Raw genomic sequence first — 6,942 nt, 5'->3', positions numbered from 1 at the left:
AAGGTGCACGGGGAGACGGCGGCATCGTCCTTGAGCAAGCCAAGGATCTCAACGCTGATCGATGCTGCGCGCGACGTCATGGCCGCCGCGCTAAACCAAGGCGGAACCTCGTTCGATTCCCTCTATGTCGACGTGGCCGGCAGCAGCGGTTATTTTGCCCGCAGCCTGAATGCCTACGGTCGTACCGGCCAGCCTTGCACGCGCTGCGGGACGCCGATCGTGCGGGAACAATTCATGAACCGCTCGAGCCACTCGTGTCCGATCTGCCAGCGAAAATCGACAACGACCCTAGCGTGATGAGGAGTTTGCCTGAGGAGGCCAGGTCACGGACGTTGAGCAGACAGATGTGGAGAAAGTGCTCAGGGCTCCCGCGGACGACACAAGCTGTCCGTTCAGGGCACGAGCGAGAGCAGCACTCCTCCAGCAGCGCCGACGATCACGACGACCCACGGCGGCAGCTTCCACGCGATCAGGAGCACGAAGCAGACCAGCGCGAGAGCGAACGGGCCGGGGCCGGTGATCGCGGTGGAGAACACCGGGGAGTACAGGGCTGCGGCGAGGATACCGACGACCGCGGCGTTGGCTCCGCGCATCACGGCCTGGGCCCAGGGGCGCTGGCGCAGCGAGTTCCAGAACGGCAGCACGCCGACCAGGAGCAGGAATCCGGGCAGGAAGACGGCGACAAGGGCGATCGCCGCTCCGAGGACTCCGCCGGGCCCAGTGGTCGATGCCGTGCCCAGGAACGCGGCGAAGGTGAACAGCGGCCCGGGCACCGCCTGCGCAGCACCGTAGCCGGCCAGGAACTGCTGGTCGCCCACCCACCCGGTCTCGACGACTCCGGACTGGAGCAGCGGCAGGACGACATGCCCGCCGCCGAAGACCAGGGAGCCCGCGCGGTAAAAGGCGTCGAAGAGCGCTAGACCTCCTGAGCCCGTCGCGATCACTGCCACTGGCAGGCCGAGCAGCAGGATCCCGAACAGGACCAGGCTCGCTGCGCCGACGCCGCGCCGGACGGGGAAGTGCAGCGCCCCGCCGGTCGCCATGCTCGCAGCACGGCAGAAGAAGTACCCGGCGACCGCGCCGAGCGCGATCGCGATGACCTGCCCTGACGATCCGGCCAGCAGCAGGGCCGCGGCCGCGGCGACGGCTGCGATCGACGCGCGCTGCCTGTCGGGAGCCAGGCTCTTCGCCATCCCCAGGACCGCCTGGGCGACGATGGCGACCGCGACTATCTTCAGCCCGATGAGCAGTCCCTCGGCGACGGGGCCGGTGAACAGCGACGCCCCGTAGGCGAACGCGACCATCAGCGCCGCCGATGGCAACGTAAAGGCGAGGAACGCCGCCAGCGCGCCGAGGGCCCCGGCGCGGTGCATGCCGATCGCGAACCCGACCTGGCTCGACGCGGGGCCCGGCAGGAACTGGCAGAGCGCGACGAGGTCGGCGTACTCCCTGTCGTCCAGCCACTTCCGGCGCTCGACGGCCTCGGTGCGGAAGTAGCCCAGGTGCGCGATCGGTCCGCCGAAGGAGGTGACGCCGAGCCTGAGGAAGACGCGGAACACCTCCCAGGCGGAGCCTCCCACGGCTCTCGTCGGTGCGGACACGGCATCAGTCATGTTCGGGTTCCTCTCGGGTGAAGATCTGGACGCGCTCCCGCGCTTGGGCGAGCCCTTCGCGTCCCTTGTCGGTGACGGAGTAGTACTTGCGCACCGTGCGTCCGTCGCGCTCGGAGCGCATGGTCAGATATCCGTCGGCGACCATCCGGCGCAGCATCGGGTATAGCGTCCCGGGCGAAAGCCGGTAGCCATGGCCTGCGAGCTCCTCGATCATCCACGCCCCGTAGATCTCCTCCTGCGCTGCGTGGTGCAGGACGTGCATGCGCACGAGCCCGGACAATAGGTCGTGGTGCTCGAACTCCGTCGAAGCGTCGTCGTTGGACTCCATGTCAGCAACGTGCATCGATATCGACTACAGATAGTGAGTCAAGGACTCGGAGTCGCCTGTCTCGATGATTCAACGAACAGCTGAAGTGTCACGAGACGGCGGGGGCTTCTGCTCCGGTGCGAGAAAGTTCGATCCCCAGCAGCGCGAGCGAACGCCTTTCGTTCTTGCAGAGGTTCGCTCAGTCTTCAGATGCGAGCTCCGTGGCGAGCTCGCGGACCTTCCCGAAGATCTCATCACGGATCAGGCGCATCCGATCCTCGCCCTCGATGCCCCGCGTCGACGGCTCGTCGATCACCCAGGTCTCGAGGACCCCGGCCATTCCCGGCACGGGCTCGACCACGGCTTCCTCGCCGACGACGACGACGCGGTCCACGGAAAGCAGGAGGCCCGGGTCGATCGGCTTCGGGTGCTCGCCGTCCATGCTCGCCCCGACCTCGGAGACGGACGCGGCGGACATGGCGTTGAGCTCGGACCCCGGGGCCGTGCCCGCGGAGTGGACTTGGACGGCGTCGCCGGCGAGCTTGCGCATGAGCGCGGCGGCCATCTGGGACTTCCCGCCGTTCTTCTTGCAGACGAACAGCACCGAAGGCTGGCGCTCGTCCTGCTGCTGCGGGGCGGCCGGGGGGAGCAGTTCCTCGATGAGCGCTTCGATGCGCGAGCGGATCTCGTCGCGGATGGGCCGGACCGCCTCGATGCCCTGCCCTGCCGGGTCCTCGAGCTTCCAGTCCTCGTAGCGCTTGCCGGGGAAGAACGGGCAGGCGTCGCCGCAGCCCATGGTGATCACGACGTCGGAGTCCTGCACGGCCTCGGTCGTGAGGACCTTGGGCTGCTCGGCGGTGATGTCGATGCCCTCTTCGCGCATGGCCTCGACCGCGATCGGGTTGATCTGGTCGGCGGGCATCGATCCTGCGGAGCGGACCTCGATGCGGTGGCCGGCGAGGTCGCGGAGGTAGCCGGCGGCCATCTGGGAGCGTCCGGCGTTGTGGACGCAGACGAACAGGACGGAGGGCTTCTGGTCGGTCATGAGGTTCCTTCGGTTTCAGTCGGTGAGGAGCGTGTCGAGCAGCTTGCGGACACGGGATTCGATGTCGTCGCGGATGGCCGCGATGCCCTCGGGCGAGGCGAGGGCCGGGTCTCCCACGGCCCAGTCCTCGTAGCGGACTCCGGGGATGACCGGGCACACATCGCCGCATCCCATGGTCACGACCACGTCGGCGGCGCGCACGGCGTCGTCGGTGAGCGGCTTCGGGAAGCGCTGAGATGCGTCGTCTCCCTCTATCTCCGCGAGCAGGGACCTGACGTGCGGGTGCACGTCCGCGGCCGGGGTAGATCCGGCCGAGCGGGCGATCACCCGTCCGCCGGAGAGCCGGCTGACCAGGGCGGCGGCGAGCTGGGAGCGGCCGGCGTTCGCGACGCAGACGAACAGCAACTGGGGTGCGGCGCTCTCGCGGTCGCGGGTGAGGTCGGCCAGGCGCTGCCTCGCGAACCGTTCGGTCAGCGGCACGATGTAGCGGGTGATCTTCGCGCTGCGGGCCAGTGCGGCGTAGGACTCCCGCACGATGCCAGTTACGGTCTCGGGCGGCAGGGCCGGGGTCGCGGCCGCGAGGTCCGCGGCGAGATGGGCGATCTGCGCGTCCGTGTCCGCAGGGTCCTCGTCAGGCAGTGCCTCGGGCGCTGCCTCGGCGATGGCCGCCGGCGCGAAGGCGTCCAGCAGTGCGGTCACCGCCGAACGGCGTGCCGGGTTGATGCGGTACCAGACCCAGGTGCCGCGGCGTTCGGCGTCCAACAGGCCCACGTTCTTGAGGACCTTCAGGTGGTGGGAGACCGTGGGCTGGGAGACCTCGGCGAGCTCGGCGAGGTCGCACACGCAGGACTCTCCGCGCGGGTCTGCCGCGATCGCCGAGAGCATCCGCAGCCGGAAGGGGTCGCCCAGCGCCTTCAACGCGCTCGCGACCGTGGCCGCGACCTCAGTGCTGATCGCGTGCGACGCTGTCGGCGCGCACGGCTCGGGCAGCAGGATGTCCTCGCTCATCATGTCCTCGATTCAGTGATGGTTTCAGCGGCGTACGGGTCTGTGCGGAACCATGCGCGGGCGGCCCAGAGCGAGACGTAGACGAGCCCCACCAGGACAGGGACCTCGATGAGGGGCCCGACGACGCCTGCCAGCGCCTGGCCGGACGCCGCCCCGAAGGTGCCGATCGCGACGGCGATCGCGAGCTCGAAGTTGTTGCCCGCCGCGGTGAAGGCCAGGGTCGTCGACCGCGCGTAGCCGAGGCCGATGCCCTTGCCGAGCAGGAGCCCGGCGAACCACATCAGGCCGAAGTACACCAGCAGCGGCAGCGCGATCCGTGCGACGTCCAGCGGCTTGCCCAGCACCGCGTCTCCCTGCAGGGCGAACAGCAGCACGATGGTGAAAAGCAGGCCGTAGAGGGCCCAGGGACCGACCTTCGGGATGAACTTCTCCTCGTACCAATCCCGTCCGCGCCGCTTCTCGCCGATCCATCGCGAGGCGAAGCCCGCGACGAGCGGCACGCCGAGGAACACCAGCACGTTCAGCGTGATCTGCCAGACCGAGACCTCCAGCCCCTGAGCATCCAGGCCCAGCCAGCCGGGCAGCACCGTCAGGTAGAACCAGCCGAGCACGGAGAACATCACGACCTGGAACACCGAGTTGATCGCCACGAGCACCGCGGTCGCCTCGCGGTCGCCGCAGGCGAGGTCGTTCCAGATCACGACCATGGCGATGCAGCGCGCGAGGCCCACGACGATGAGGCCGGTGCGGTACTCGGGCAGGTCTGGCAGGAAGATCCACGCGAGGGCGAACATCACGGCGGGGCCGACCAGCCAGTTCAGCACAAGCGAGGAGGCCAGCAGCTTCTTGTCGCCGGTGACGGCGGCGACCTTGTCGTAGCGGACCTTCGCGAGCACCGGGTACATCATCACCAGCAGCCCGAGCCCGATCGGGACCGAGATCCCGCCGACCTCCAGATGGCTCAGCAGGTCTGACAGTGCAGGGAGGAATCGGCCTAGAAGGAGTCCCGCGACCATGGCGAGGCCGATCCACAGCGGCAGCCACTTGTCGAGCGTGGAGAGCCGTTTCGGCGCGATGCGGGCAGTAGCAGTGGATGCGGCGGTCATGCGAGCAGCTCCTCGAGCTTCGCGGCGATGGCAGGCTTCGGATGCGCGCCGATCAGCACATCGACCCGTTCTCCGCCCTTGTAGAAGGCGAGGGTCGGGATGGATGTCACCCCGGCTGCTGTCACGGTCTCCGGGTTCTGGTCGGCGTCCACCTTGACGATTCGGGCACGACCGTCGTACTCCTCGGCGAGCTGGTCCAGAATCGGAGCGATCGCCTTGCACGGCCCGCACCAGGTGGCCCAGATGTCGACGATGACAGGTAGTTCCGACTCAGTCACCTCGGCTTGGAAAGTGGAGTCGGTGACGTGGGCAATGGTGCTCATGCGGAGACCTCCAGGACGGGCTCCGCGTGGGTAGCAGGAGCAAGATTCGACAGGTAGTGCTGGGCGTCCTGCGCGGCGGCGCAGCCGGTGCCGGCGGCGGTGATCGCCTGCCGGTACGTGTGATCCACCAGATCGCCGGCCGCGAAGACGCCCGGCAGGCTAGTCCGCGTCGACGGGTGGGCCACCTGTACATAGCCGTCGGAATCGATGCCGACCTGACCGGCCACGAGTTCGGAGCGCGGATCGTGCCCGATCGCGACGAATACCCCGGTGACGTCGAGAGCGCGCTCGGCCCCGCTGGTGGTGTCGCGCAGCCGCAACCCGGTCACTCGCTCGTCGCCGAGGATCTCGGCGACCTCGCTGTTCCATGCCACCTCGACCTTCGGGTGCTCCATGACGCGCTGGGCCATGATCTTCGACGCCCGGAACTCGTCACGCCGGTGGACCACGGTCACCTTCGAAGCGAACCGGGTGAGGAACAAGGCCTCCTCCATCGCGGAGTCTCCGCCACCGACCACAGCGATCTGCTGATCTCGGAAGAAGAAGCCGTCGCAGGTGGCGCACCAGGAAACGCCGTGCCCGGACAAACGATCCTCCTCGGGGAGGCCGAGCTTCCGGTAGGCCGAGCCCATCGTCAGGATCACCGCGCGGGCTCGATACGTCACGCCATTCCCGGTCTCGACCATCTTCACGCCGTCGTCGAGGCTGAGGCGGATCGCAACGTCATAGACGATCTCGGCACCGAAGCGCTCGGCCTGCGCACGCATCGCCTCCATCAGCTCCGGTCCCTGGACGCCGTCCACGAAGCCGGGGAAGTTCTCCACCTCGGTCGTCGTCATCAGCGCGCCGCCGGCCGTGACCGAACCGGCGATCAACACTGGGCCGAGGCCTGCTCGCGCCGCGTAGACCGCGGCAGTGTATCCGGCAGGGCCCGATCCGACGATGACCAACTCAGTATCTTGATTCGACATGTTTCTATATTGAAGGATGTCGAATCAATGGGTCAAGCTGGCACATGAGGGTTCACTCGATGTTCACCTTGGATGTCGCCGCACCACGCACCCGCCAGGGTTGGAGCGGCCGCATGGCGGCGTGCATTGGATGCGCCTACGCCCTCAAATCCGGATGACGCACCGCGTTCCTGCACCAGGTGGCCGCATGGCGCAGCCCACGCACAGATCGGACCTTTCCCTTGAACTCAGTGGAGCGAGGGGAGTGGGCCAATGTCCGGACCGCGCCGCCTCTGACGCGGGAGCGGACGACGTCCATCGCCAAGGTCTTCACGGACCACTAGCTCGAACAGGACGCCAAAAGAAGAAGCAAGGGTGACCGGGAGTGCGTCATAGGTGACGCAGTGCCCATCCTCGATGGCGGAGGAGTCCTGTGCGCACGGTCGCGGATGCCCGGTTATACATTCGACCGCGCCGTTGGCATGTTGAAGTCTTGAGGCCGTACTCTGGTGTGTAGGCAACGCACGTCGTCCGTACGTCACTTCGTAGTGAAGTAGCCTCTGACCAGCGAAAACGCCCCATTAGAGACT

The 6,942-nt window shown here is 67.7% G+C and carries 8 protein-coding genes and 1 pseudogene; 1 reads left to right on the top strand and 8 read right to left on the bottom strand.

Features of this window, described 5'->3' with window-relative positions; all coding sequences use genetic code 11:
* Nucleotides 1-297, top strand: a 297-nt coding sequence (locus FJ887_RS17990) for a zinc finger domain-containing protein (RefSeq protein ID WP_284711350.1), incomplete at its 5' end; no start/stop codon positions are given.
* A 95-nt stretch (nt 298-392) separates the two neighbouring features.
* Here the strand turns inward: FJ887_RS17990 and chrA are convergent.
* The 8 genes and pseudogenes from chrA to trxB form a co-directional block, all read right to left on the bottom strand.
* Entirely contained in the window at nt 393-1,613 is a 1,221-nt protein-coding gene (chrA, locus tag FJ887_RS17985) for a chromate efflux transporter (protein ID WP_009378308.1), read from the bottom strand.
* Nucleotides 1,606-1,956: a PadR family transcriptional regulator gene (locus FJ887_RS17980; RefSeq protein ID WP_009378310.1), complete on the bottom strand. Its 351-nt coding sequence runs from the start codon at nt 1,954-1,956 to the stop codon at nt 1,606-1,608. The genes chrA and FJ887_RS17980 overlap by 8 nt, the downstream gene beginning before the upstream one ends.
* Before the next feature lie 163 nt (nt 1,957-2,119).
* Entirely contained in the window at nt 2,120-2,524 is a 405-nt protein-coding gene (locus FJ887_RS17975) for an arsenate-mycothiol transferase ArsC (RefSeq protein WP_223289987.1), read from the bottom strand.
* Between the two features lie 42 nt (nt 2,525-2,566).
* Nucleotides 2,567-2,965, bottom strand: a pseudogene (locus FJ887_RS17970) (arsenate reductase ArsC); the annotation flags it as partial.
* A gap of 15 nt (nt 2,966-2,980) precedes the next feature.
* Nucleotides 2,981-3,973, bottom strand: coding sequence for a metalloregulator ArsR/SmtB family transcription factor (locus FJ887_RS17965; RefSeq protein WP_137825209.1), 993 nt, complete (start codon nt 3,971-3,973; stop codon nt 2,981-2,983).
* Nucleotides 3,973-5,079, bottom strand: coding sequence for an ACR3 family arsenite efflux transporter (gene arsB, locus FJ887_RS17960; RefSeq protein ID WP_137825208.1), 1,107 nt, complete (start codon nt 5,077-5,079; stop codon nt 3,973-3,975). Before arsB ends, FJ887_RS17965 begins: the two co-directional genes overlap by 1 nt.
* The gene (trxA, locus tag FJ887_RS17955; protein ID WP_063249033.1) at nt 5,076-5,402 is read right to left on the bottom strand and encodes a thioredoxin; all 327 of its coding nucleotides are present in this window, start codon (nt 5,400-5,402) and stop codon (nt 5,076-5,078) included. Before trxA ends, arsB begins: the two co-directional genes overlap by 4 nt.
* Nucleotides 5,399-6,373 (bottom strand): thioredoxin-disulfide reductase, encoded by a 975-nt coding sequence (trxB, locus tag FJ887_RS17950; protein ID WP_119296443.1) that lies wholly within the window; start codon nt 6,371-6,373, stop codon nt 5,399-5,401. Before trxB ends, trxA begins: the two co-directional genes overlap by 4 nt.
* Nucleotides 6,374-6,942: the final 569 nt, after the last annotated feature.

Source organism: Brevibacterium sp. XM4083 (genome assembly GCF_006489205.2).
Classification (GTDB): Bacteria; Actinomycetota; Actinomycetes; order Actinomycetales; family Brevibacteriaceae; genus Brevibacterium.
The sequence above is the reverse complement of the archived record's forward strand: the minus strand, read 5'-3'. Positions and strand labels throughout refer to the sequence as shown.